General features: G+C 61.7%; 20 protein-coding genes and 1 pseudogene. 17 read left to right on the forward strand and 4 right to left on the reverse strand.

The window, feature by feature from the left end; all coding sequences use genetic code 11:
• Positions 1 to 204: 204 nt before the first annotated feature.
• The 3 genes from MNBBLIKP_RS00315 to MNBBLIKP_RS00325 all read left to right on the forward strand — a co-directional run bounded on the left by MNBBLIKP_RS00315 (position 205) and on the right by MNBBLIKP_RS00325 (position 4,692).
• Entirely contained in the window at positions 205 to 1,476 is a 1,272-nt protein-coding gene (locus MNBBLIKP_RS00315) for a sensor histidine kinase (RefSeq protein ID WP_088306529.1), read from the forward strand.
• Positions 1,473 to 2,168 (forward strand): response regulator transcription factor, encoded by a 696-nt coding sequence (locus MNBBLIKP_RS00320; RefSeq protein ID WP_088306530.1) that lies wholly within the window; start codon positions 1,473 to 1,475, stop codon positions 2,166 to 2,168. Before MNBBLIKP_RS00315 ends, MNBBLIKP_RS00320 begins: the two co-directional genes overlap by 4 nt.
• A 73-nt stretch (positions 2,169 to 2,241) precedes the next feature.
• Positions 2,242 to 4,692: a TonB-dependent receptor gene (locus MNBBLIKP_RS00325; protein WP_254912859.1), complete on the forward strand. Its 2,451-nt coding sequence runs from the start codon at positions 2,242 to 2,244 to the stop codon at positions 4,690 to 4,692.
• Positions 4,693 to 4,696: 4 nt separating this feature from the next.
• On the opposite strand, the gene MNBBLIKP_RS00330 is transcribed toward MNBBLIKP_RS00325, so the two are convergent.
• Complete coding sequence (locus tag MNBBLIKP_RS00330; protein WP_176399582.1) at positions 4,697 to 5,128, reverse strand: TonB-dependent receptor; 432 nt, start codon at positions 5,126 to 5,128, stop codon at positions 4,697 to 4,699.
• Positions 5,129 to 5,157: 29 nt separating this feature from the next.
• Between MNBBLIKP_RS00330 and MNBBLIKP_RS00335 the strand changes: the two genes are divergently transcribed.
• Positions 5,158 to 6,309 carry a hypothetical protein gene (locus MNBBLIKP_RS00335; RefSeq protein WP_088306531.1) on the forward strand — a complete coding sequence of 384 codons (1,152 nt, stop codon included), beginning with the start codon at positions 5,158 to 5,160 and terminating at the stop codon, positions 6,307 to 6,309.
• Positions 6,310 to 6,439: 130 nt separating this feature from the next.
• Positions 6,440 to 6,919 carry an IS110 family transposase gene (locus tag MNBBLIKP_RS00340; protein WP_088306532.1) on the forward strand — a complete coding sequence of 160 codons (480 nt, stop codon included), beginning with the start codon at positions 6,440 to 6,442 and terminating at the stop codon, positions 6,917 to 6,919.
• Between the two features lie 462 nt (positions 6,920 to 7,381).
• Here the strand turns inward: MNBBLIKP_RS00340 and MNBBLIKP_RS00345 are convergent, their stop codons facing one another.
• Positions 7,382 to 7,837: a MarR family winged helix-turn-helix transcriptional regulator gene (locus MNBBLIKP_RS00345; RefSeq protein WP_140420477.1), complete on the reverse strand. Its 456-nt coding sequence runs from the start codon at positions 7,835 to 7,837 to the stop codon at positions 7,382 to 7,384.
• Between the two features lie 82 nt (positions 7,838 to 7,919).
• On the opposite strand from MNBBLIKP_RS00345, the gene MNBBLIKP_RS00350 reads away from it, so the two are divergent.
• From MNBBLIKP_RS00350 to MNBBLIKP_RS00360, 3 genes are read left to right on the forward strand one after another with little or no spacing between them, the layout of a single operon-like run.
• Positions 7,920 to 8,402 carry a DUF3237 family protein gene (locus tag MNBBLIKP_RS00350; RefSeq protein WP_088306534.1) on the forward strand — a complete coding sequence of 161 codons (483 nt, stop codon included), beginning with the start codon at positions 7,920 to 7,922 and terminating at the stop codon, positions 8,400 to 8,402.
• Positions 8,403 to 10,055 carry a CocE/NonD family hydrolase gene (locus tag MNBBLIKP_RS00355; RefSeq protein ID WP_088306535.1) on the forward strand — a complete coding sequence of 551 codons (1,653 nt, stop codon included), beginning with the start codon at positions 8,403 to 8,405 and terminating at the stop codon, positions 10,053 to 10,055.
• 5 nt (positions 10,056 to 10,060) lie between these two features.
• Positions 10,061 to 10,519, forward strand: a complete 459-nt coding sequence (locus MNBBLIKP_RS00360) for a DUF3237 domain-containing protein (protein ID WP_088306536.1) — start codon at positions 10,061 to 10,063, stop codon at positions 10,517 to 10,519.
• Here the strand turns inward: MNBBLIKP_RS00360 and MNBBLIKP_RS00365 are convergent.
• Positions 10,504 to 11,883 (reverse strand): MFS transporter, encoded by a 1,380-nt coding sequence (locus tag MNBBLIKP_RS00365; RefSeq protein WP_088306537.1) that lies wholly within the window; start codon positions 11,881 to 11,883, stop codon positions 10,504 to 10,506. The genes MNBBLIKP_RS00360 and MNBBLIKP_RS00365 overlap by 16 nt on opposite strands.
• Positions 11,880 to 12,290, reverse strand: coding sequence for a nuclear transport factor 2 family protein (locus tag MNBBLIKP_RS00370; RefSeq protein ID WP_088306632.1), 411 nt, complete (start codon positions 12,288 to 12,290; stop codon positions 11,880 to 11,882). The genes MNBBLIKP_RS00365 and MNBBLIKP_RS00370 overlap by 4 nt, the downstream gene beginning before the upstream one ends.
• Before the next feature lie 79 nt (positions 12,291 to 12,369).
• On the opposite strand from MNBBLIKP_RS00370, the gene MNBBLIKP_RS00375 reads away from it, so the two are divergent.
• From MNBBLIKP_RS00375 to MNBBLIKP_RS00410, 9 genes and pseudogenes are all read left to right on the forward strand, one after another.
• Entirely contained in the window at positions 12,370 to 13,137 is a 768-nt protein-coding gene (locus MNBBLIKP_RS00375; protein WP_176399583.1) for an IclR family transcriptional regulator, read from the forward strand.
• A gap of 140 nt (positions 13,138 to 13,277) precedes the next feature.
• On the forward strand, positions 13,278 to 15,725 hold the full coding sequence (locus MNBBLIKP_RS00380) for a TonB-dependent receptor (RefSeq protein WP_088306539.1): 2,448 nt from the start codon (positions 13,278 to 13,280) through the stop codon (positions 15,723 to 15,725).
• A gap of 71 nt (positions 15,726 to 15,796) precedes the next feature.
• Positions 15,797 to 16,744 (forward strand): TauD/TfdA dioxygenase family protein, encoded by a 948-nt coding sequence (locus MNBBLIKP_RS00385; protein WP_088306540.1) that lies wholly within the window; start codon positions 15,797 to 15,799, stop codon positions 16,742 to 16,744.
• A gap of 15 nt (positions 16,745 to 16,759) precedes the next feature.
• Positions 16,760 to 18,388 (forward strand): thiamine pyrophosphate-requiring protein, encoded by a 1,629-nt coding sequence (locus MNBBLIKP_RS00390; protein WP_088306541.1) that lies wholly within the window; start codon positions 16,760 to 16,762, stop codon positions 18,386 to 18,388.
• Positions 18,385 to 19,293 (forward strand): TauD/TfdA family dioxygenase, encoded by a 909-nt coding sequence (locus tag MNBBLIKP_RS00395; protein WP_140420478.1) that lies wholly within the window; start codon positions 18,385 to 18,387, stop codon positions 19,291 to 19,293. Before MNBBLIKP_RS00390 ends, MNBBLIKP_RS00395 begins: the two co-directional genes overlap by 4 nt.
• On the forward strand, positions 19,290 to 20,588 hold the full coding sequence (locus tag MNBBLIKP_RS00400; RefSeq protein WP_088306543.1) for a spinster family MFS transporter: 1,299 nt from the start codon (positions 19,290 to 19,292) through the stop codon (positions 20,586 to 20,588). Before MNBBLIKP_RS00395 ends, MNBBLIKP_RS00400 begins: the two co-directional genes overlap by 4 nt.
• A gap of 423 nt (positions 20,589 to 21,011) precedes the next feature.
• A pseudogene (locus MNBBLIKP_RS18190) lies at positions 21,012 to 21,226 on the forward strand (IS5/IS1182 family transposase); the annotation flags it as partial.
• 1,355 nt (positions 21,227 to 22,581) lie between these two features.
• Complete coding sequence (locus tag MNBBLIKP_RS00405) at positions 22,582 to 23,100, forward strand: LuxR C-terminal-related transcriptional regulator (protein WP_176399584.1); 519 nt, start codon at positions 22,582 to 22,584, stop codon at positions 23,098 to 23,100.
• 35 nt (positions 23,101 to 23,135) lie between these two features.
• Positions 23,136 to 23,468, forward strand: coding sequence for a hypothetical protein (locus MNBBLIKP_RS00410; protein WP_088306545.1), 333 nt, complete (start codon positions 23,136 to 23,138; stop codon positions 23,466 to 23,468).
• The last annotated feature ends 22 nt before the right edge of the window (positions 23,469 to 23,490 follow it).

The raw sequence follows: 23,490 nt of genomic DNA on the forward strand, positions 1-23,490 counted from the left end.
GAACAAAATCGGACGTCAGTCGGTCAGATTCCGAAAAGCGGCGATGTTGACCATTCTGGGGTGGTCTGCCCTAACAAACTGACGACCTACAAGCCGCCCGCCAATCACCCAACCTTCCTGCCTAGCTATGGGTGGCTCCCTAGATCGGTCCTACCTAGTCGAACGAGGTTGCTTGGGCCCAATTGCCCGGTATTCAATCGGCCCATGAACTCACTCTCGGTCAAGCATTGGCAATTGTGGGCATCCTCGGCCCTTCTTGCCGGTTTGGTCGTTGCGCTCGGTAGCCTGATTGTTGCCTTCACTATCAGCCTGCGCCTCGCAGATCGCCAGTATCGGCTGGAGATGCTGTCCGAGCGGCAGGCGATGGCGGTAGGCGTTCTCGCGGAGTTGACCCAGGCGCATGTCAGGCGCCAATCGCTGGACGATGCCTTGGCAAACTACCGGGCATTGATCAAAGAAGAGACAGCGCTCCTCCCTAAGCAACTCTTGCTTGTACAACAGCAGAGCCGAGAAGTTGCTCAGGCAGAGCAGTTGGACAAGCTGTCGCATTTAGCGGCGGACGCCCCTGCCCTTCGCGCGTTGACCGCGCAAATAGCGCGCCAGGAGGCAGACGAAGTTGCTGCCTCTCGCCGTGAGCTGGAGCGGTTGCGTACTCGAACCTTAACACTCGCGGTCGCCCTGGCAGCAACGGCATTTCTTTGCGCCCTGAGCGCTGCCTGGCTGTTGGCGCGCCGGAACCGTTCGCTTGAATCGATGGTTCAGGCCCGCACCGTCCAGTTAGAAGAGGTGGACCGGTCGCGCCGCCTGTTTTTCGCGAAAGCCAGCCACGAATTGCGCACACCTGTCACAGCGATGCAGGGTGAGGCTGAAGTTGCACTGTTGGCCCCAAAGGCTTCCGCGCAAGACCTGCGCCAATCGATGTCGCATATACGCGCTAACGCTGCCTATCTTGGCCACCGCATCGACGAACTGCTGGGCCTTGCCAGTGCAGACGATGGCAGGCTGCAGCTTGAGCGCAAGGCCCTCGAGCTTGGGCAGATCGTCAGCGAAGCGGTCGCCGAGGCAGAGGCCTTCGCGCACTCGGTTGAAGTCGTCATTGTGCGGAGCGGTCCGGATGGGTCGATCCGCCTGCTTGGTGATGCTCGGTGGCTTCGTCAGGCGCTGCTTACGGTCATCGACAATGGCCTCAAGTTCTCGGCGATGGGCGGCGAACTCGTCATTGGACTTGCGATCGGGGGCGAAGAAGCCGTGATCACGGTATCCGACTATGGTCCCGGCATCGTGCCCGATGATCTCCCGCGCATCTTCGATGCCTATTACCAATCCGAACCGGGTCGCCAACGCGGCGGCAACGGGCTTGGCCTGGCGCTGGCACGCTGGGTTATCGAACAGCACGGTGGCACAATTTCCGCCGCCAACCGCCGCGAAGGGGGCTGCTGTATTACCATCACGCTACCGCAGGGCGCAGCAGCATGACCGTGCTGCTAGTAGAAGATGATGTCGGGATCGGGCGGTTCGTCAGCCAGGGCCTCGCGGCACGCGGCCTCAGCGTGCGCTGGGAGCGCAGCGGGCGCGAAGTCACGGGACTGGTTGCTGCTGGTGCCATCAACCTTGTGATTCTCGACCTGGGGCTGCCCGACGCCGATGGCCTCGACCTCTGCGCGGCAATCAGAGCAATGGAAATTGGCGTCCCGGTGTTGATGCTGACCGCGCGCGGCTCGCTCGACGATCGACTCGACGGATTCGCAGCCGGAGCTGATGACTACCTCGCCAAGCCTTTCGCGTTCGAGGAGCTGGCGGCGCGGGTCGATGTGCTGTTGCGCCGGGACCGGGACCGCAAGCCCGACCCGGTGCGGTTCGCTGCGCTACGGCTCGACCCCGCAACGCAGGACGCCACCTGGGATGGGCAAGTCATCGATCTCGACCCGCGCGGCTTTGCGCTCCTGTTGGCGCTTGCAAGAGCCGGGGGCGAAGTTGTGCAACGCCTAACCCTGATCGAGAACATTTGGGGCGGCGATACCGACATTACCGACAATGCGCTCGATGTCTGCGCTAGCGCGCTGCGCCGCCGCCTTGGAACCAGCGCTCCACGGCTCCGGGTGCTTGCGCTGCGCGGGCAAGGCTTTGCTCTTGGCTTGAGGCAAGCGGCGGATTTGCCTCCAACCTGAGGCTGTTCTCAGGATCATCGGCCACGAGCCTGCTACGGAACCCTCCCGACATTTGTTCAAGAGGGACATTTTCGTGACTGCATTGCGCGTATTTCTGCTGGGTTCCGCCGCCTTGACCGTACTGCCTGGTGCGGCCTGGGCCGGGGATGCCGATCAGCGCGAGATCGTGGTCATTGCAAGCCCGCTTGGCGACGAAGGGAACAAGGCCGCTGACAGCAAGGCGCTTGAGGCCTCGGGCGCAGTGAGCGTCGCGGATCAACTTGCCCGCACCACGCCAGGGGTTAGTATCAACGAAATGCAGGGCAATCCGCTGCAGCCGGACATCAACTATCGCGGCTTCACCGCCTCGCCGCTGCTCGGAACGCCGCAGGGGCTGTCTGTCTATCTAGATGGGGTGCGGATCAACCAGCCCTTCGGCGAAGTGGTCAACTGGGACCTGATTCCGACTTCGGCCATAGCCCGCATCGACCTCGTATCTGGCACCGCGCCCCAGTTTGGGCGCAATTCACTCGGCGGGGCGCTAGCGGTGCGAACCAAAGACGGCAAGAGCGATCCAGGCATAGGGCTTGAAACCAGCTACGGCTCGTTCAATCGTCTCACCGCCAATGCCCAGTGGGGTGGCCATGCCGACAATGGCCTCGACTGGTTCGTGACCGCCGACCACTTTCGCGAGGACGGTTGGCGCGACTTCTCGCCATCGCGTGCAACGCGTGCCTTCGGCAAGCTGGGCTGGAGCGATGCGCAAAGCCAGGTGTCGCTGTCGGGCATGTTCGCCGACACCGACCTGAACGGCAACGGCCTTCAGGAGATGCGCCTGCTCGCTGCCGACCGGTCGAGCATTTACACCGCGCCCGACAATACCCGCAGCCGAGCCTGGCTGATCAATCTCAAAGGCAGCCATGCTTTGTCAGACAAGGTCAGCTTCACCGGCAACGTCTTTTGGCGGCGCGCCCGCGCGGCGACTTACAATGGCGATGTCAACGACGATTCCTTGGGCCAGAGCCTCTATCAGCCCAACCTCGCTGAGCGGAACGCGCTGACCGGCGCTGGTTACACAGGGTTTGCGTTGTCGGGCGAGAGCCAGTCCAATACGCCATTTCCCAAATGGCGTTGCATCGCCAATGCCTTGCTCAACGAAGAACCTAACGAGAAGTGCAACGGCCTTGCCAACCGCTCGCTCACGACCCAGAGCGAATGGGGTTTTGGCGGCGAACTGGTGGTGCGCGAACCCCTGGCAGGGATCGAGCAGAGCCTGACGCTGGGCATTTCTTACGTGAACGCCCATGCCGACTTTAGGCAGAGCACGCAGTTCGGCTACTTGCAGCCTGATCGGACCGTTTTCGCGGTCGGTGGGCCTGGCGCTTTTGCCGATGGCACCCAGAATTCCGAAGGCGCGTTCGATGCGCGGGTCGATTTGCACAGCCGCACCGCAAGCCTTGGCATCTACGCGCTCGAAAGTGCGCAGCTTGCGCAGACCCTGCGGCTGGATCTCGGCGGGCGCTATGATCGCACCTCGATCCACAATCGCGACCGGATAACACCCGGTGGCGGCACAGGGTCGCTCGATAGCGACCCGGTCTACGATCACTTCAACCCTTCGGCGGCGCTGACCTGGCAGCCTGCCAAGGGGGCTGATCTGACGCTGTCCTGGTCGCAGGCCTCGCGCGCGCCTTCGGCTATCGAACTGGGCTGTTCGGACCCTGCCAGTCCTTGCCGCTTGCCCAACGCACTCGCGGGCGATCCGCCGCTCACGTTAGTCGTTGCACGGACGTTTGAGGCACGCTTTGCGCTGCGCGGAGAGATCTGGTCGCTTGGCGCAAGTGCGTTCCGTACAGATACCAGCGATGATATTCTGTTCGTCACCGACGATCCCTCGGGATTCGGGTATTTCCGCAACTTCGGCAAGACTCGGCGGCAAGGCTTCGAGGTCGAAGGATCGGCCAAGTTCGGCACTCTTTCACTCACCGCAAGTTACACCTTCCTCGATGCGACCTATCGCTCGCCGGAAGTGGTAGGCGGCTCTGCCAACTCAGCCAATTCTGCCGTCGCGCCGGGCTTTGACGGCAGTATTGCCATTGCGCCGGGTGATCGCATCCCGCTGATCCCGCGCCACCTGTTCAAGGTTGCGGCTGAGTGGAGCCCCATCCCGCAAGTCAGGTTTGGTTTCGACATGACCGCAGCATCCGGCGTCTATGCGCGAGGCAACGAGAACAACCTGCACCAGGCAGACGGGGTCTATTTCCTCGGTGCCGGCAAGACCGATGGCTATGCGCTGTTCAACCTTGGGGTCGCGGTCAGGCCCGCGAGCGCGGTCACTCTGTTCGCCAGCGTGCGGAACTTGTTCGACAAAAATTACAGCACCGCAGCTCAGCTGGGGCCGACCGCATTTGATGCCAAAGGCAACTTTGTCGCACGCCCTTTCGCGGCCCCGGTTATCGATGGTGAGCGGCCCTTGCTGTCTTCGACATTCCAAGCGCCGGGAGCGCCACGTTCAGTCCAGGTTGGGGCGCGGTTGCGGTTTTGACCATTTACAATGCGTACCTGAGGCTGACCCGCACTTGCCTCGGCTCGACCGGGTGGGTGTGCCGATCCTCGACGCCCTCGACCGGTTCGCCCGGCAGCCGCGACGCGTACCAATAGGTAATGTCGGGGTCCTTGGCATCAAACAGGTTAAGCACGTCGACGCCAAACCTTACCCTCACCATTTCCCAGTAGCCGCCGAGATTGACCAAGGTGGTGGCCTGCGAGCGCTGAGACTCATCCTCGAGCAGCGGTGCACTGGCGAAGTGGCGAATGCGGGTGGTCGCGGTCAGCTGCGGAGCGAGCCGAGCGAGCGAGCGCCGCGCTTGGGGTGTCGCGATATTCCAATGCCAGTCCGCTGCGGCTGGGTATCCTGCCCCCCGCAAGTGATCGATCGCACGACCATTCCGAACCCGATCATAACAACAGACGTGATGCACCACGCATCAGCCAGGGAGAGACAGGCCTTATGACCACGGATCAGCAGCACCGGCCGGGTCGCACGCGCCGGCGCCTGTTAACCGGGGTGGCCGCCGCGGGTCTCCTGCTGATCGCGGGGCAGGCCTGGGCGAAAGAGGCCCCGGCCCTGCCGGCCGCGGCAGGTCCGGACTATGCCTTCGATGAGGGCAGTTCGGCACTGTTGGGCAGCAGCAAGCGCGTTGTCATCAGCGACTTTGTGGTGGTGTTTCAACTTGATAGCATGGTCCGCAATGACAATGGCACCAAGGTCGGCAATCTGACATTGTTTGGCGGCAACACCAAAGACGTTGCCGCCAAGATGGCTTGGCAAGCGCCGGATACGACCTTGATGCAGGACATTGCCGATGCCGGGCTGGCCAGTCTCAAGGCCGATTTCAAGGCCAAAGGGCTTGAGGTGCTGGACGAATCCACCCTGTCTACGCAGCCCGCCTATGCCAGCATTCTGGCCGCGGCCGGCCTCAAGAACCTGGAAGACTACAACATCGTCAATATTTCCGAGGCCGCATACAACAAGAATTCGATTGGTGACGACGTTTACGCTGCGGCCAGAGTGGTCAGTGCGCGCGGCCTGACCCCCTATTCCCATTCGCTGTTCGAAGGGGGCCGATGCTGCAACGTGATCAAGGGCTTTCCATCCAGCAAGATTTATTATGTTCCTGGGTTTGAGATCGATCTGGCCAAGGCGCTGGACGCAGTCGTGGTCAAGGCCTGGCTCTATGTCGATTTCGCCAAGGTTTCGGCAGGAGTCAATCAGGAAGGCTGGGCCGGCGGCGTCGGAGGCGCGGTCGTCAATTACAGCGCCAGTGCGGATTCAACCGTGCGGATCGTCGCGCAAAAGACCAGACTGTCGTTCCGCCTGCCGACCAGCGTCAACAAGACCCGGAATGTCCCGAAATCGTGGGCAGCCAAGGATGGCGATCTGGTGGTGGCGCTGAAAAAGCCGATGCTGATTGGCGACCAGTACTATACCGTGACGAACGCTGGTGAGACTGGCGGCCAGAAACTCCGTGCCTCGCTGGGCGGCACCCAGCACCTCAATTTCGGCGCGACCTTGCGCGATACTGTCGCTTACAAGGCCGATCTGACGAAAGGCATGGACAAAGTGCTGGGCGAGGCTGTGGCCACCGCGTTGGGGCGCTGAACCGACTGCCCTCCTAGAAGCCTACCAATTGAAGTGATGGTGTGGACGGCGCTCTGTTGCGGGTTTGATTCGGAGTGATCCGATCTCCACGGTATGTTCGACAAAGGACCACCATAGGAGGGCCATCCACATGAGTAAGTTAGTCGCCGATTTGTCGGCTGGCACCTGTGTTGGCCTTGATCTGGCCAAGCACGTCTTTCAGCTTCGTTGCGCCGATGCGAGCGGCACTGTTGTTGTCGCCAAAGCGCTGCGCCGCCCCGAGTTGCTGGCGTTCTCCGCTTTCTTGCCACCCTGCATCGTCGGCATGGAATCATGCGGCAGCGCCCACCACTGGGGCCGCGAGCTGATGGCGCTGGGGGACGATGTGAAGGTGATGCCGCCGGCCTATGTTAAGCCGTTCGTCAAGCGTCAGAAGAACGACAAGAACAATGTCGCCGCGATCCACGAGACGCTTGGCCGCCCGAGGCTGCGCTTCGTCAGGGTGCGTTCGATCGCCAACAAGGCCTTGCTGATGCTAGACAATGCCCGCGAGATGCTGGTCGTGCGGCGCACCCAGTTGCTCAGCGGCTTGCGCTGGCATCTCGCTGAAATCGGTGTGATCGCCCCCTAAAGCACCTGCAACATGTGTAGTCTGAGCTCGGCTACGGTTCTAGATTGGAGCGCAAAGCGCCAATGACACAAAGTCGGCTCCTACTGCTTATCAGCCAGGCACATAACTTTCAGCAGTGCGTCAAACTGCAATCTCACGACATGAATCGAAGGCGGGTATCGAGAGGGTAATCTATCAAGTGCAGTGGCGGCTTTGTTGGCGATAGCAGACGTGCGATCGCTCGCGAGGGTATACTCAAGTTTGCCATTCGTTCACGTGGTTGAATAGGCAATTGTGTTGTGATTGGCGAGCCGCGTCGCCTTCCGCAGGTCTTTGGCATGCAATCAGCTTGCTCTGGCTAGAGAGCCCGGAGCAAATTAGCGAGGAACGGTGACGCGTTAGGAAGGACATCGGAGTGTGCGATGCTTGGTCAACTGTCCGCTGGCTGCATTCAACCAAGATCAAATGGACCCGCGTCTATGTTTATCTGTTTGAATCAACCGACAATGCGACCTTGCCGATCAAATCTTCCAACAACGTTCGCTCGGATGAAGAGAGGCTAGCCGTGATTTGCCGGAAGTATAAAACCCTCTCGTCGCGCGTGCTCCGAAACAGCGCAATACCCGGCTCGGTCAGTCGAAGGATCAGGCGTTTGCGGTTGCGGTCGTCGGGCTGGCGTACGATCAGCCCGTCATCGCCAAGCTTGGCTATCGCGCGACTTACTTCGGCCCGGTCGACTTCGAATGCGGCGCAAATATCGGCGGCAGTAGTTTGGCCAGTAGTTCCGACGAACGCTAGCACTCTCCATTCCGCCAGGCTCAGACCCGATTGCGCTTGCAACTGCCTGGCGGATTCGCGGTCAATCATCTTAGCCAGCAATTGCAGCCGGTGTGGCAGGTGATCGTCACCAAACAGGGTCCAGGTTGGCGGCAGTGCCATGATGGGATCGCGCTTAGTGCGGCCGCCTGACAAGGTCAATTTCAAGTTGACAAATCAACAATGGTAGCGCTGATCTCCGGTTATGACCGCAGCGCATCCTTTTACCCCGCAGCTTGAGTTCGCCTTCACGATCTCGATCAACCTCAGCAAGCCTTACTGGGTAACACCACCGGCACGCGGTGACATGAGGGCCGCGATCTATGCCGCCGAAGGCTCGATCGAAGGACCGCTGCTCAATGGCCGGGTGATACCCATGTCGGGCGGAGACTTTCCGCTGAGTCGGCCCAACGGGGTAATCGACTTCGACGCGCGCTATGTGCTCGAGGCCGATGACGGAGCGATCATCTATCTCGAGAACCGCGGCTATCGCTGGGCCAGGAGCGATGAAATCGCCGAGTTGATGCGGCAGAACCAGCCGGTATCGCATGACAGCTACTATATGCGCGTGACCCCGCGCTTCGACGCGCCCGAAGGCCCCCATGCCTGGATGGCCCGGCATGTCTTCATCGGGGTGGCAGAGAAGATTCCGGGAGCGAACCGGATCCACTATTTCGTGGTGCGCTAGGTGGACACGGATCTGCCCCTGACGCGGCCCGGGGTCGATCCCTACAGCGCCAGCCACAAGCCTACGTTGCCGCCGCCCCACTACGATCTGCGCCGTGAGCGCGGACTGGTGATCGAGCGCAATTGCGTGATTCCACTTCGCGATGGCACCGAAATCTTTGCCGATCTCTATCGCCCCGAAGGGGCGAGCGCCGCACCGCTGCTGCTAGCATGGGGGCCCTATGGTAAGCATGCGCTGACCAACCAGGTGTTCTGGCCGCGTTCGGGAGTTGATCCTGCCTGGTTGTCCGACCTGACCGCCTTTGAAGCACCCGATCCGGTTTTCTGGGCGCAGCACGGCGTCGGCGTCGCGGTAGTAGATCCGCGCGGTGCCTGGCTGTCAGGCGGAGACTTTCACCACAACGGCCGACAGGAGGCAGAAGACTGCGCCGACGCGATCGAATGGCTGGCGGGGCGGCCGTGGTGCAATGGCCGGATCGGGATGACCGGTGTGTCCTATCTCGCCTGCATCCAGTACCTCGTCGCGCCGCTGCGCCCGCCAGCGCTGGCCGCGCTTAATCCATGGGAGGGCTTTTCAGACTGGTACCGGGAATTTGCCTATCACGGAGGCATCCTCGAAACCAATTTCCTCCCTCGTGCCTCTGACAATATTCGCTTTTCGCTGAATCGCACCGAAGACACCTGGGCCAATGCGCTGGCGCATCCTCTGATGGACGGGTTCTGGCGCTCGAAGGAACTTGATCTCGAAGGGATCGTCCAGCCGGCCTATGTGGTGGCGAGCTGGTCCGACCAAGGGCTGCACCTGCGCGGCACGATCGAGGCCTGGCGGAGGATGGCAAGCAAGGACAAGTGGCTGGAGGTGCACGGCCAGAAGAAATGGGCGCACTATTACCGCCCCGAAAGCCGCGAACGCCAGCGTGCTTTCTTCGAGCACTACCTGTTCGATCGGCCCACTGCCCTCGCCGCCTGGCCGCCGGTGCGGATCGAAGTGCGAGAGCAGCATGGCGCCGCACAGGAACGTGCCGAGACGGCGTTTCCGCTCGAATCGGCCACACTGACCTCATTTCACTTGACCACTGACGGTCAGCTTGCGCGGGCTGCCCCGACCGAAGGCGTGGTGCGCTATGACGCCTGCACCGGCCAGGCCACCTTCGACTATCGCTTCGACCAGGATACAGAGATCACCGGCCATGCCAGCCTGCGGCTGTGGGTTGAGGCCGAGGGCGCCAGCGACATGGACCTGTTCGTGGCCTTGCAGAAACTGGACAACGCCGGGCAACCGGTCGGGTTCACCTTCTATGCCTTCTTCGAGAACGGTCCGGTCGCCCTCGGCTGGCTCCGAGCGAGTCACCGCGCGCTCGATCAGGAACGGTCGCGGCCTGATCGGCCCTGGCATAGCCACGATGTCGAACAGGTGCTCCAACCGGGCGAGCGGGTCCCGGTCGAGATCGAGATCTGGCCCTCTTCAACCCTGTTCCGCGCCGGAGAAAGCCTGCGATTGGTGGTCGCTGGCCACGACATCTACCCGAAGGAAGAAGGGGCAATGCTACCCTTCGCGCTACACGAGCAGACCCGAAACGCCGGTACCCACGTGTTGCACATGGGCGGCGAGCAGGATTCGCTGCTACGCCTGCCAATCGTCGCCAGGGAGTGACTGTGATGTTGGATCTGACTGCTGCCGATTGCCGGCTTGAACACGTTTTCGACATCGAGGTTTTGTTCGGGGCGGATCGAATGATCTTCGGTCCTTTGCCCGGCGGCCACAGCCAGGGTTACACCCCGGCGACCGGCGGCACGATCAGCGGGCCGCGGCTCAATGGCACCGTCATGCCGCAAACCGGGGCAGACTATGCCCGAGTACGCCCGGATGGGACCATTGAACTGGAGGCCCACTATCTGCTCCAGGCAGACGACGGCACCCCGATTTACATCCACAACCGCGGTTACCTCGTCCGGCCGGAGGCTGGCGCGGCCCAGCCGGCCTATTTCAAACTTACACCCTACTTTCGCGTGCCGGAAGGGCCGCATGACTGGCTGTCGCGCACGGTCATCGTCGGCGGGGGGGAACGGCGAAGCGATCCCGACCGCACGCTGTTCCGCTATTACGCGCTGGTCTGATCCGCGCGCGCTTTCAGTCCGCGCGAAGCACGGAGGAAGCATAGCGCAGCAAGGAACAGCACCCCGACTGCGGCTGACATGGCGACTTGCAGGCCGCCGGCAGAAGCAGACCGGCAGGCTTCGATCACGTCGGCACCGGCACCCGGTGCTGGCAGCCCTTTGGGGCAATCGAGGTGAAAATTGCCGGCATAGGCCCGCGCCGCGAAGTGATCGCTGAGCCCGCCTACGAAAACCGGGCCCAGACCGGAGCCGATCAGGGTGTAGAGCAGTGTGAACAATGCGATCCCGGTGGCGCGCATCCTCGTGGGAAGCAGGTTCTGGATCAGGCCTGAGGTCGGGCCATAGAACACCAGAAGCATCGCCCCGGCCGCCAGCAGCACGCCCGTCGCCACTGGCAGAGCCGGCGCGGAAAAGGCGATCCAGTAGAGCGGCGGCGCCAGCGACAGGCCAATCGCTGCGCCCCAGGCCGGCCAGCGCGGATCGCGGGCGCTCAGCCGGTCGGTGCCGAAGCTGCCGGCCAGCAGGCCGATGCTGAGCGCAATGCCTGAAATGGTCCCAAACAGCGCCGCCGCCTCACCAACCTTCAGGGAATAGGTCCGGGCCAGGAACACCGCGAGGAACTGCGAGATCGAGGTCATCCCAAACCCCGCAAGGCTGCCCCCGGCGATCACCCAGCACAGCGTCGGCGAGGCGCGCAGGGTGGCAAAGAATTCGGCGAGCGAAGGCGCCTGCTGCGTCTGCGCCGCCGCACCGTCCTGCTGCCCGCGCAACGGTTCTGCAACCAGCCAGTGGAGCAGAGCTGCCACGACAATCCCGGGTACGGCAAAGACGATGAACGACGTCCGCCACGAACTCGCGGCCGCGATCGCCCCGGCGATCGTTGCGCCCAGAAATGCACCGGCTGGGCTGCCAAGCTGGACCAGCGCGATCATCGAACTGCGCCGCCGCGGCGGGGTGACGTCGGCAACCAGCGAGGCTGCCGCCGGAGTGAACCCTGCCTCGCCGAACCCGACGGCGAGGCGCGCTGCGGCGAGTTGAACGAACCCGGTGGCGAGACCGGTTGCCGCGGTTGCCAGCGACCAGAACGCGGTTGCTGCCGCGATGAGGGACGTGCGCCGCACCCGCTCTGCCAGCATCCCCACCGGCAGCCCGGCCAGCCCATAGAACAGAGCAAACAGCAGTCCTTGCAGCAGACCAAGCTCAAGGTCGCTGAGCCTGAGATCGACCTTGATCGTCTGGGCCAGCACCGAAAACACCGCGCGGTCAGCAAAGTTGAGCAAGGATGCCAGGAACAGCACGGTCATCAGCCAGGCGGTGCGTGCGGTCCCGCCGTTGTCAGCAGAGGTGGCGTAACGGACGTTCATTGCATGTCTCCCTGCCGGATTACCCGGCTTTCGATTGTGGTGGCGCGGATGCTGCGGAACAGGCCGTCAGCCAGTTCGTAGAGCGCCATCGATTGCAGTTCGAACACATCCCCGGCGTTCAGCGTCGCGCCCCCCAGTTCGACCCCGTCGACCCGGGCGACGAACCGAGAGCAGAGCGCAGCAGCCAGCGCATGCTCGCCTTCCGCCACTCCGCGCAGTTCCATTGTCCGGTCGGCTTGCTCGCGAAAAGCGGTGTAAAAGGCCACGATTGCGTCGCGACCGCGCAGTTCGCGCCCGCCGCCATTGGTCAGCACCACGTCCGGTGCATAACAAGCGGCGTAACCGGCACTGTCACCGCGATTGAATTCGGCGATGTAGCGTCGCAACATGTCGGCGTGGCCGCCCATTGGTGTTCCTCTCCGTTCTACCGAGGTTACAATTGCAGCTTATGTTGATAGATCAACTGAAATCATGTGGGAGACTGCCTTGACCAATCCGCCGAACGGCGCGGCGCGCCGGCTGGCCTTCCTGCTCAAGCTGATCGGCGATGGTCCACCGCGGTTCGCGCTGGGCGATCTCGCGGCGCGGGCGGGGCTGCCGCAAAGCACGGTCCACCGCAATCTGCAGGCGCTGATCGAGTTCGGGTTGGTCGAGCGAAGCGGCAGCCAGTCCTACCGGATCGGACGGGAATTGCAGCGCATCGCCTCGCGGCTGCTGCAACGTTTCGATTTGGTGCGCGCAGCCCAGCCGCTGCTCGCCGAACTGGTCGGCAACTGGCATGAGACTGCCGTGCTGTGCACCTATAGCCCGATCGAGCGGCGCGTGGTGATTGCCGAATCAGTCTGCACCCCGCATCCCTTGCGTTTCGCGATCGAGAACGGGATGGAGATCGGCCTGGTCTGGGGTTCGCTCGGCCGGGCCGTGCTGGCTTTCCTGCCCCCCGGCGAGATCGAGTTGGTCCTGCGCGATCCCTCGGTCGGGCCGCTAACCGGGCGCCCCCGGATGCCGCGCGACGACCTGCTCGAGGAGCTTGATGCGATCCGCGAACAGGGTTTCTCGCGTTATTACGAACCGCAGATGGAGATCGCCGGGATCGCCGCACCGGTCTTTGGCCCCGAAGGCGAAGTGCTCGGCTGCGTCGGGGTGACCATGCCGTCGAGCCGTTATCGCAATCACCTTGAGGACGATTTGGTCGACGCCGTCTGCGCTGCTGGACGCCACCTTTCCGGGCTTGCCGCTGTCTCACCAGCGTAGAAATCGGGCTTCGGTCAATTTCCGCCATATGGAATTTTGATTTTCGCCACACGGAACCGGCTTGACAGTTGACAAGTCAACACGTCTCTTTCCGGTGGACCCGGGCTGTGCCGGACTCGGGCCAGATGGGGGAGTGAACGATGTCGAAATTCAGCCATACCCTGGCCGCCCAAACGTCCATGCTGGCCGTCGCCGGCGCGATGCTGGTGGCGACGCCCGCTTTTGCGCAAAATGCCGAAGAGTCTGACGCCAAGAGCGCGGAGAAGCAGGAAATCGTCGTGACCGCGCAGTTCCGCAGCCAGAAGCTGCAGGACGTACCGCTGGCGATCACCGCCGTGACCGGCGAAACGCTGGAGCGCCGCGGCCAGACCTCGCTCGCCGATGTCGGTAACAACGCCCCGAACGTCACCTTGCGCCAAAGCGCGGCAACTTTCGGCCCTTCGGTCGTCGCCTACATCCGCGGTGTCGGACAGCGTGATACCAATTTCGGGCTCGAACCGGGCGTCGGTCTCTATATCGACGACGTCTATTTGCCGACCATGCACGGCTCGCTGCTTAACCTGGTTGACCTTGATCGGGTGGAAATCCTGCGCGGGCCGCAAGGTACGTTGGCAGGTCAGAACTCGATCGGCGGCGCGATCAAGCTCTATTCGAAAAAGCCCAGCGCCAGCCCCGACGCCTACCTTTCGGCCACCTACGGCTCGTACAACCGGGTCGAGTTGCGCGGCGGGACCAATTTCACGCTGGTTCCTGACCAGTTGTTCGTGCGTCTGACCGGTGCCGGAGTGCGCAAAGACGGCTACGTAACCCGCTATGATTATCGCTGCACCCATCCCAGCAGCACCATCCCCGGCTCCGCCACTGGCAACGATTGCAAGCTCGGCACCGAAGGGGGCAAGGAATACGTCGCGGGCCGCATGGCGTTGCGCTGGATCCCCTCGTCGCGCGCCACGCTCGACATTGCGGTCGATGTCACCCGCGACAACAGCGAAGTTGCGCCTTCGACGCTGCTCTATGTCGGCCGGGCGGCCAACCCGGGATCGACGCTGACCGGCGTCGCCACGCCGACTGCGGCGGCCTATCTGCTGGCCGGCAACGTCTATGGCACCGCCACCGGATCGCCTTACATCAGCTATTCGCCCTATGGCGCCTATGCGCAGGACACTTTCAGCAACAGCCCCTTCACCAGCTATGAAAACTACATCGACATTGCCCCGCGCGACGGTTCGGCGCCATGGAGCGCTCCGCTCAAAAGCGCGCTCAACACCTGGGGCATTTCGGGCACACTGAATGTCGATCTGTCCGACGCGCTGAAGCTGACCTCGATCACGGCCTACCGCGAATTCGACGGCAACTATTCCTCGGGCGACGGTTCGCCGTTCACTCCGACGATGCAGGCCAACCGGGTCTACAACCACCAGTTCAGCCAGGAAGTCCGCCTTTCGGCCAAGCTGGGTGAAATGGCCAACCTGACGGTCGGCGGATACTATTTCCACAAGCGCAGCCGCTATGCCGCGCGCATCACGCTGACGACGCTGGCTTTCAACGAGGATGACACCATCCCCGCGACCAACAAGGCCGCCTTTGCCAACCTTGAAGTCAATCCGGCCGAGAATTTCACCATTCTTGGCGGGATCCGCTACACCGATCAGTCCAAGACCTTTACCTATGGGCGGTTCGGCGTGCCGGGCTCCTCGTCCGGCGGGGTGGTTCCGGCATCGCTCGCGCCGCTCAACGGCCTGGTCGGCAAGTTCTCGGGCGACCGCGTCGACTACCGCGTCGGTGCACAGTACCGCATTTCACCCGAGGCGATGTTCTATGGCCAGTTCTCCACCGGCTTCCGCGGCGGCGGCATCAATCCGCGTCCGTTCTTCCCGCAGCAGGCGCTGCCGCATAACCCGGAATCGCTCAAGGCGTACGAAATTGGCCTGAAGACCGATCTGCTGGACCGCACCCTGCGGTTCAACACTTCAGCCTTCATCAACAAGTACAACGACATTCTGGTGACCGTGGCGAGCTGCCCGCTGACCGGGGCTCCGGCCGCGCCGTGCTCGCTGCCGCTCAACGCCGGCGACGCGACGATCAAGGGGTTCGAGACCGAACTGTCGTGGCGTCCGGTGCCGGGGCTGTCGATCGACGGTTCGCTGGCCTACCTCAACTTCCACTACGATTCGATCAGCGCAGCCGCGGCCAATTCGGGGATCGGCACCGAAGACAAGGGCCAGTACATCTCGCCCTGGCAGTGGAGCATTTCGGCGCAGTATGACCTGCCGCTGGGGTCGCTCGGCACGCTGACCCCGCGCGTCGATGTCTCGCATATCGACAGTTTCAACCGCAACGCCAACAACGTCGATGCAGCTAGCGGCGGCAAGGACATCTTCGGCCAGGTGCCGGGTTACACCCTGGTCAATGCCCGCCTGACCTATGCGACGCCCGAACGCGAGTGGGAGCTGGCACTCGAAGTCCGCAACCTGACCGACAAGCTCTACTATACCGACCTGTTCGACAACCGCGGTTCGACCAACTCGATCCAGGGCACCCCGGCCGAGCCGCGGACCTGGGCGGTCACGATCAAGCGCCGGTTCTGACGGTCTACCCAGCGGTCCGGGCGATCTTCCCTGCCCGGACCGCACCCTGTTCGGTCGCAAAGGAACTGCCGATGGCCACTGCTGCCTCTACTCCCCATCCCGAAGTCGGCACGCCCATCGTCGCCGGGCTGCCCATGCCCGAGTTCCGCAGGATCGGGGTGGAACCGATCAGCGGTGCCTGCGGCTGCGAGATCAGCGGGGTCGATCTGCGCGAGCCGCTCGATCCGGAAACGCTGGCCGAGATCATGCTGGCCTTCCAGCAGTTCTTGGTCATCGTGTTCCGCGATCAGGACCTGACGCCCGAGCAGCACAAGGCCTTCTCGCGCTATTTCGGCGAACTGACCGAACTGCCGCAGGCCCCGACCTATGGCGGGCACAGCGACATGCAGGAAGTGCGGCGCGAGGCGTGGGAGCCGGTCAATGTCGTGCCCTCGTTCGAGCATTTCCACACGGACAGCCCGTTCCTACCGCAGCCGCCCAAATGCATCGTGATGCGGGCGATCGACTGCCCGCAGTGGGGCGGCGACACCGCGTTTTCGAACGCCTACCTGGTTTACGAGCACCTCTCGCCCGGTCTGAAGGCCGTGGTCGATGATCTGCAGATCATCTATTCGGGCCGCGACATCTGGGCCAAGAACGAGGCGCTGGCCCCGGAAAAGCGCCTGCGGCTGCGCGAAGGCCATTCGTTCACCGAGGAGCAGCTGCAAAGCATCCACCCGGCAGTACGCGTCCATCCCGAAACCGGACGCCGCGCGATCTTTGCCAATACGGCCTATTTCAAGGGCTTCGTCGGCTGGACCGAAGCGGAAAGCCGCGCCCTGCTCGATTACTTGCAGAGCCTTGCCCAGCAGCTGCACTATCATTGCCGGGTCAAGTGGCGGCAGAACACGCTGATCGTGTGGGACAACCGCTTTACGCTGCATCGCGGGGTTCACGATTTCAAGCACGAACGCCGCCACCTGATCCGCACCACGGTGATCGGCGAAAAGCCGCTCGGCGTGGCTGACTGGCACGACTGACGCGGGCAGATCACAGTGAAAGTCAGCGAGGCGATTGCCCGGATCCTCAAGCTTGAGGGGATCGACGTGATCTTCGGCTATCCCCGCAATGCGGTGCTGGAAACCGCTGCGGCCGAAGGGATCCGCACGATCATCATCCGGCAGGAACGCACCGGGCTGCACATGGCCGATGCCTATTCCCGCCTCAGCCGGGGAAAGCGGCTGGGTGTGTTCGCCATGCAGCACGGCCCGGGCACCGAAAATGCCTATGGGGCCGTGGCGCAGGCCTGGTCCGAAAGCGTGCCGGTGCTGGTCTTGCCGCAGGGCTACGCCCGCCACCTCGCCCACGTGCCGGGCAATTACAACGCTACCGTCTCGATGCGCGACATCACCAAGACCGCCGAACCGATCCTGCGCGCGCAGGATACCGCAGCTGTGCTGCGGCGGGCGTTCACGGCGCTGCGCAACGGCCGGTTCCGCCCGGCGCTCGTCGAAATGCCTTGGGACGTACTAGGTGAAGACCTTCCCGTAGAGCTCGACTATCGCCCGGTCGTCTCCACCCGCGTTGGCCCCGATCCTGATGCGATTGGCGCAGTCGCCGATCGGCTTGTCACTGCCCGGCGGCTGGTGATCCACGCCGGACAGGGCATTCACTGGGCCAACGCCTACGACGAACTTCGCGAACTCGCCGAATTACTCGCGGCGCCAGTTTCGACCAGCCTTGAAGGCAAGAGTGCCTTCAATGAGCGACACCCACTCTCGCTTGGTTCGGGCGGGGCGGCGATACCGGGGCAGCTGCGCCATTTCCTCGATAATGCCGATCTGATCCTGGCCGTCGGCTGCAGCCTGGCCGATACCGCCTTTGGCGTTGCCATGCCGCGCCACGTGCCGCTGATCCATTCAACGCTGGATCCCGCCGATTTCAACCGCGGTGCGCCGTGCGAAATGGCGCTGGCCGGGGACGCAAAGCTGACTCTGGCCGCCCTGATTGCTGCCTGCCGAGAACGGATTACCACCGCCCGCAACATGCAGCCGGTGATTGCCGAGATCGCGGCAGTAGAGGCCGAGTGGCTGCAGCAGTGGCTGCCGTTGCTCGAATCCAGTTCCACTCCGCTTAGCCCCTACCGAGTGCTGTGGGAACTTCAGCAGGCCGTCGACATTGACCGGACCATCATCACCCATGATGCCGGTTCTCCGCGCGATCAGCTGAGCCCGTTCTGGAAAAGCACCACCCCGCTTTCCTACATCGGCTGGGGCAAGACCACTCAGCTTGGCTATGGTCTCGGGCTGGCAATGGGCGCCAAGCTAGCCTGTCCAGACCGCCTGTGCATTAACGTGTGGGGCGATGCGGCGATTGGCTTTACGGGCATGGATTTCGAAACCGCCGCACGCGAACGCTTGCCGATCCTGTCGATCCTGCTCAACAATTCGGCCATGGCGATCGAGCTTGACCAGATGCCGGTTGCAACCGAACGGTTCCGCGCAACCGACATTTCCGGAAACTATGCCGATTTGGCTCGCGCGCTGGGCGGATATGGCGAACGTGTGACCAGACCGGACGAGATCCGCGCGGCCATCGCCCGCGGGATCGCCGCAACCGAGGCCGGGCAGCCTGCCCTGCTCGAATTCATCACCACCACCGAAACGCGGGCTTCGCGGCTTTGACTGACATTATGGGCGAAATTGTGCGCCGCGCTGTTTTGCCGGACGAAGCCGCAGCTTTGTTGTCGGATGAACCCGATGGCGCTGCTTCCAACGAATTGCACGCCGATTTGATCACTTGTTTTATCGCCGGTTCGCGCGCGATTCTGCTGCGCGGTCTCTATCCCGACAGAATTGGTGAAGCGGCATTTGAGCGCGCGCTGCTGGTACTTGGCAAATGGCTTGGGGTCCCCTCGATCCAGTCACCAAATGGGGAACTAATCGCACGCGTAGAGCACAACCCCGACGATGTGCAGGCGCGCGGTACCCATTCGCACGATGAATTGCAGGGCCACACGGACCTGCACGATATCCTCGCCCTCGCATGCGTGCGCCCGGCCGAGCGGGGCGGAGAGAGCTTTCTGGTCCCTGCCCACGAACTCCACGACTGCCTGCTCGCAAACCACGGCGAGGGCATGGCTACGCTGCGCGAGGGCTATTACTTCGGCACCAACCCGGTGCTCCAATCGGATCATCCGGTGAGCGAGGACAAGGTCCCTGTGTTGTTCGACGGTGAGCGCAAGCTGGTCTGCTGGAATGGCTATTTCATGCGCATGGCCGCGCAAAGCCGGGGCGAGCAACTGCCTGACGCCCTTGCACGGGGGCTCGATCACTTACGCGCGGCGGCTATGAACCTGAGCGAGCGCCGAACGTTCATGCTTCGGGAGGGCGACATCCTGTTCTGGCATAACTGGTCGTGGCTCCATGGCCGCACCGCCTTCCAGGACCAGAGCAACCAGCGACGAAGGCTGCTGCGCCTGTGGCTGCGAACCGACCTGATTGACCGCCCCCCGATCCTTGCGCAGCGCGGGGCGCGGATCGACGCCGATCATCGGCTGACGCAAAGCCTGGGATACCGCCTGCCATGACCGAGCCTTTCCCAACCCAGGACGACCAGCGCTGGCCGTGGCGCGCGAGCTGGCCGCTGGCTATCCTGACATTGATTTCGGTATTCAACTACCTCGACCGCTCGTTGCTCGGGCTTGCCCTGCCGCTGATCAAGCAGGAGTTCGGTTCGTCAGACACGGTGCTCGGGCTTGTTTCGGGCCTGGCCTTCGTGTTTCTCTACTCGCTAGTGGGCCTGCCGATTGCCTGGCTGGCTGACCGGGCGAACCGGCGCAATATCATCGCAGTCGGTCTGGCGTTCTGGAGCCTGATGACCGTCGCGACCGGTTATGTCAGCTCAATTCTGCAGCTTGCGGCGGCACGGCTGCTGCTCGGCGCGGGCGAGGCTGCGGCGCTGCCGCCAGCCAACTCGATCATTGCCGACCTGTTTCCCAAGGCGCGCCGACCGCTTGCACTGGCGATCTTCGGGACCGCCAATTCGCTGGCTTTCATCGTGTTCTTTCCAATCGCTGGCTGGGTGGCTCAGCACCACGGCTGGCGAGCCATGTTCATCGCGATGGGGCTGCCGGGGTTGATCCTCGTGCCGCTGCTCGTGCTCACCGTCCGCGAACCAGTGCGTCAGATCGCCAATCCGCCGCGATTGAAAGGGTCCGCCATGGCGGTGCTGCGCGGAATTGCGGAGTTGTTCCGCAATCGGTGCTACGTCTGGATTTTCGTCGGGGTCACACTCATGGGAGCCAACGTTTGGGCGGCCGGTGCCTGGACGCCGACGTTCTTTACGCGCGTACACGGCATGGGGCTGGCCCAGGTGGCAAGTATCGTCGGCCCGGTTCGCGGTGTAGTTTCCGCCGCAGGCATTTTGGCAGGCGGACTGCTGATCGATCGGATCGCGCCAGACCGGCTGGCATGGCGAGTCCTGATCCCGGCTTTCGCGTGCATTGCTGCGGGTCCATCCGAAGCATTACTGCTGCTCGGCGAGAGTCGCCCGGCCTGGTTCGCGGGGCTTGCCGCTGCGAGCTTTTTCACATTAATCCATCAGGGGCCAATCTATGCTGCGATCACAAACATTGTCCGCAAGGACGAGCGCGCGCTGGCTATCGCCATGATTCTCCTTGGCGCGAGCTTTCTGGGCAATGCCATCGGACCAACGGCGGTTGGGTTGCTCAACGATGCCCTGCAACCGGAACTTGGCAATGAGGCGGTGCGCTACTCGATGCTGCTGATTGCGTTAACACCTATGCTGGCCGGCTTGTGCATGGTTGTTGCCGCGATGAAGTATGAAGAATACGCACTACGTCAGTCAGAATACAAGTCTTGACGCTGAAATGCTGCCAGTTTCTCCGGACATAAATAACTCTTCAATACCTCATTCGATTTAATTAGAATTTCGTCGCAACAGGCGGTGATCGCATTTCGAGGCCTGGACTTCTCCTGCATTATTGGCGCGCTAGCTGCGCTCACTCCCGGTTTACAAACCCGACCAACACATGTCGAATATTCAAACTTGCTATTCCGAAAACAAGCCGCATCCAATTGAGCGCATGGCAGCTTTGACTTGACTCGGCTCGGCACCTGACGTTCCGGATTGTCCGCAAGATCCACCAATCCGCGCAACCGCAGGGCTTCTCGAAAGCTGTCGTTAGTTCGGCCAGTCAAGGACGCCACGATATAAAGCAAGCCTTGTGGCTCCTGATCGGCGGGGCGCTGGCCTCCAGGAAGTGGCAGGTGACGCCCTGCACTTGTCTTTGCCGAAAGTGGCTATGCCGATGAGAAACTCAAGGAAGCCCCCCACCGAATCGTGAAATGGACCGTCGAGATCGTCAGACGAGCCGATACCGCAAAGGGATTTATCGTGTTGCCGCGCCGCTGGGGGGCGAACGCACACTCGCTTGTCTCAATCACCACCGCCGCCTCGCCGAGCACTTCGAGCATACCATCGCATGGGCAACAGGATGACACTTCGTCACCTCGGCCCAACTCTTCGTGCGAAGCTTCGCAAGGCTATGAATTTACGCCGGATAATTTAAGTCAGGCTCTCGGGCTGCAAACCAAGCCCATAGTGGGCTCGATCTACTTCATGGACGATTTTGGAAAATCCACTACACCGACGATGAGTGACAATAGCCGCGCCTTGATCAACACGAGCCAATCTACGATTCTCAAGTCCAGCAAAATTTGGGCTTGCGCGCTTGGCGAGGTTCCTTTTCTCGCACGAATTCGCCACGCACCCTGCGATTGCTGGAAGCTGTCCTGGGGCGATCAAACATTCCCTCGGAGATCATCTCGAGCAGTGAAATCAGGATTTTCGGTTACGTGATCGCTCAGTTCCGGAGACTTTTTCGTTTTTCTTTTGACGTGATCGACGAATCAAGCCTAAATCAACATCAGCGACTTGATCGAGAAGGACTCCAGAGTGGAGTTTAAGGACTATAGCGGCTGCGTCCTTTTGTGACGCCGCCTTTTTTTGAAGCCTGCTCGTCGAAATTCGATTTACGACACATCGCAGCATGGCTCGGGGAAGACCGTCAAAAAAGGTGGCGGCCAGGTCCCCAATCCTCACCAACGGGCGCAATCGAAGGACGCATTACTTTGCGCGCGGGTGCCTCATTCTGAAACACTTTGGGTAGCGCGCATCAGGGATGAGCCAGTTGCTCGAGGCAAAGACTTAAACCAATTGACGCGGTGATGGTCAAAATGAGATTTGATGCATCAGGGATTGGGCGCAGGAACTAGGGTGGGAAGAAACACAGTGGTGAAATGCCGCGATTGCGCGTTCTGGGAGCTTCAAGAGCCGGCTGAAGCGGATCTGGGATTCTGCCGATTCCCAGCACCCAGCTTGACAGGCTGGCCCGTGACACAGGCCCTCGAATGGTGCGGCCACTACTCCAGCAGCCGCCGGGCACTGTATGAGCGGACCATGACGATCCTGAAGCTGCTACTTGGGATAGTTGTGTTTGTCGCGATTATTGCTATTTCAATCGCCAGGATAGCTGCCTAACAGCAAGCAACAACAACCAGTGCGTCGCAACCGAAATGCCTCCCCAATGACGAAAAGTCAGACATCGGATTCGATCGAGCTGATCGCACAGCGCTTGAAGGAAGTGCTGGCGCTGATCGATGAAGCAAAACTTGGCCCGTGCGGTGCCTATGTACAGCAGGCACTCGACATGTTAAGCGCCGGACCCGATGAGTCTAGCCTAGACGATTGGTTTTAGTGATAATTTCGACGAGTAGTTGATCTGGTCATGAGGTAGGCAGGCAATACCGCGATGACACAAGTATGCACAGGTGGTAACCAAAGGGCGGCAGCCTTGACTAAGCGTCAGGCCGAGGTGCTCGAATGCGTTGCCAATCGATTGACGCTCAAGGAGACAGCCGGTCGGCTAGAGATCAGCGAATCGGCTGTGAACTCCCATATCAAAGCCTTGAAGCAGCAACTCACAGTCAACAGCTTATCCGAGCTTGCTGAACTTTGGCGCAATTTCAATGATATAGACAAGACTGATGGATATAGAATTTCTGCATGTAGAAATTCTGGACTAGCTGATCAGCGCCCAATTCCTCCACGAGAGCGTCAGGACGGCGACGAAAGTCGAGTTTTGACCTTTGCCGAGCCGATGGTTTTCCATCAGCAGGCGCCTTGGGAAAATCTCCGACCGGAAATCGTCCCTGGGGTGCTCAGGGGCATCAATGCAAAATGGAACCGCGCGGCAGTGATTGTGCTGATCGCAATGGGTATCCTCGCATTGGTTATGCTGGGTCTAGGTGTCGGGCAAGGCATTAACGCAGCCTTGTCTGGTCTGCCCACTGCTCCCCCCACGCATATCTAAGCTCGCCATGGAGCGTGGTGGGCGGGAGACCTACCATGAAGATGACCAATTCGCTTGCAAGCGTGCGGATCGCCCGTGAACTCAAAAACGCGGAAGCCAAGGCTGATGAGGCAATTCTGGCTGCCGCCTCGCTGATGAAAACTTTGGTCGAAGCGCGCGCTGCGTCCGATGTCGTCGGTCATACTGGCCAGGAGGCCCTCATTCGGCTGGCCCGGGCACAGACCGCACTGATCGATGGCAGCACCGATATTTTCCGGGTGCACGACCATATGTCGAAGATCGGGCGCGAGATGGGCATCATGGATGAAGAAGGTTCAACGCCAGTCCTGGGTTCAATCGGCGGAATTTCCGATTCCGTAGCCGCATAGGCTTGACGGAAGGCGAGCACGC

The organism is Novosphingobium sp. B 225, from assembly GCF_002198665.1.
Lineage (GTDB): Bacteria > Pseudomonadota > Alphaproteobacteria > Sphingomonadales > Sphingomonadaceae > Novosphingobium.